The sequence below is a fragment of the Pseudoroseomonas ludipueritiae genome, assembly GCF_014490445.1.
GTDB lineage: Bacteria > Pseudomonadota > Alphaproteobacteria > Acetobacterales > Acetobacteraceae > Pseudoroseomonas > Pseudoroseomonas ludipueritiae.
The window spans coordinates 1-1799 of the sequence record NZ_JACTUZ010000098.1 but is presented as its reverse complement, the minus strand read 5'-3'; the positions used below and the strand labels follow the sequence as shown (position 1 = coordinate 1799).

At 67.0% G+C, this 1799-nt stretch carries 1 protein-coding gene and 2 tRNA genes; all 3 read left to right on the top strand.

The genetic code is table 11. The features are described from left to right. Positions 1-283: 283 nt before the first annotated feature. The 3 genes from IBL25_RS17745 to tuf all read left to right on the top strand — a co-directional run bounded on the left by IBL25_RS17745 (position 284) and on the right by tuf (position 1798). Positions 284-366: transfer RNA gene (locus tag IBL25_RS17745), tRNA-Tyr, on the top strand. A gap of 91 nt (positions 367-457) precedes the next feature. Beyond that, positions 458-531, top strand: a tRNA-Gly gene (locus tag IBL25_RS17740). A 79-nt stretch (positions 532-610) separates the two neighbouring features. Continuing rightward, on the top strand, positions 611-1798 hold the full coding sequence (gene tuf / locus IBL25_RS17735; RefSeq protein WP_187779866.1) for an elongation factor Tu: 1188 nt from the start codon (positions 611-613) through the stop codon (positions 1796-1798). Position 1799: the final 1 nt, after the last annotated feature.

Genomic DNA, 1799 nt, shown 5'->3' with positions numbered 1-1799 from the left:
GGCCGGGTGTCGATGTCGCGGGGCGGGCGGCGGTCGCCAGGGCGGGCGGCCGGGCGCTCCTCACGCTCGCGCGGCGGCCGGCCGGGGGAAGAATGGCCGGGGGAAGACGGAAAGGAACTGCCAGGATGGCGAGGGGGTCGGGACATGAGCGCATCCTCCGCATCCGCGCAGGCGGAGCAAGCGCCATGATTCGATGATTTCCTGCGCGGGAATGCATCACGGGACGTTGACAGGGGTGGGGGAAAGGCGATAGTCCGCCGGCTCCCGCCGACCGGGGTCAGGCGGAGGGGTGCCCGAGTGGCTAAAGGGGGCGGACTGTAAATCCGCTGGCGCACGCCTACGTTGGTTCGAATCCAACCCCCTCCATATCCGGCCGGCTTTTCAGTCGGCCTGGGCTTCTACCCCGGTGGGAGGTGCCACCTGCACCCGGCGCAGCTCCGGCCGCGCCGGGCGCGGTGCGGGTGTAGCTCAATGGTAGAGCCCCAGCCTTCCAAGCTGGTTGTGCGGGTTCGATTCCCGTCACCCGCTCCAACCTTGGGGCAGGTGATTGGAAGTGGGCCGATTTGCGCCATATGAGGCGCTGACCGACTGACCGACAGGGTGACGGACGATGGCGAAGGCTAAGTTTGAGCGGAACAAGCCGCACTGCAACATTGGCACGATCGGGCACGTGGACCATGGCAAGACGTCGCTGACGGCGGCGATCACCAAGGTTCTGGCGAAGCAGGGTGGTGCGTCGTTCACGGCGTATGACCAGATCGACAAGGCTCCGGAGGAGCGGGCGCGCGGCATCACGATCTCCACGGCGCATGTGGAGTACGAGACGGCCAACCGTCACTACGCGCATGTGGACTGCCCGGGCCACGCCGACTACGTGAAGAACATGATCACGGGCGCGGCGCAGATGGACGGCGCGATCCTGGTGGTCTCGGCGGCCGACGGCCCGATGCCGCAGACGCGCGAGCACATCCTGCTGGCGCGCCAGGTTGGCGTTCCGGCGCTGGTGGTGTTCCTGAACAAGTGCGACATGGCCGATCCCGACCTGCTGGAGCTGGTCGAGATGGAAGTGCGCGAGCTGCTGAGCAGCTACCAGTTCCCGGGCGACGACATTCCGGTGATCAAGGGCTCGGCCCTGATGGCGCTGGAAGACAAGTCCCCCGAGCTGGGCGAGCAGGCCATCCTGAAGCTGATGGAAGCGGTCGACAGCTACATCCCGCAGCCGGAGCGTCCGAAGGACCTGCCGTTCCTGATGCCGATCGAGGACGTGTTCTCGATCTCGGGCCGCGGCACGGTGGTGACGGGGCGCATTGAGCGCGGCATCGTGAAGGTCGGTGAGGAAGTCGAGATCGTGGGCCTGAAGGACACCACGAAGACGACGGTGACCGGCGTTGAGATGTTCCGCAAGCTGCTGGACAGCGGCGAGGCGGGCGACAACATCGGCGCGCTGCTGCGCGGCACGAAGCGTGAGGACGTGGAGCGCGGCCAGGTGCTGGCGAAGCCCGGCTCGATCACGCCGCACACCAAGTTCAAGGCGGAAGCCTATGTGCTGACGAAGGAAGAGGGCGGCCGCCACACGCCGTTCTTCACCAACTACCGTCCGCAGTTCTACTTCCGCACCACCGACGTGACCGGCGTGGTGACCCTGCCGGAAGGCGTGGAGATGGTGATGCCGGGCGACAACGTGACGATGAACGTCGAGCTGATCGCGCCGATCGCCATGGACCAGGGCCTGCGCTTCGCCATCCGCGAAGGCGGCCGCACCGTCGGCGCCGGCGTCGTCGCCAGCATCAGCGCGTAAG

What these genes read in the sequence shown, in the direction of transcription:
- tuf (WP_187779866.1), top strand. Translation starts at nt 611, where the DNA reads ATGGCGAAGGCTAAGTTTGAGCGGAACAAGCCGCACTGCAACATTGGC.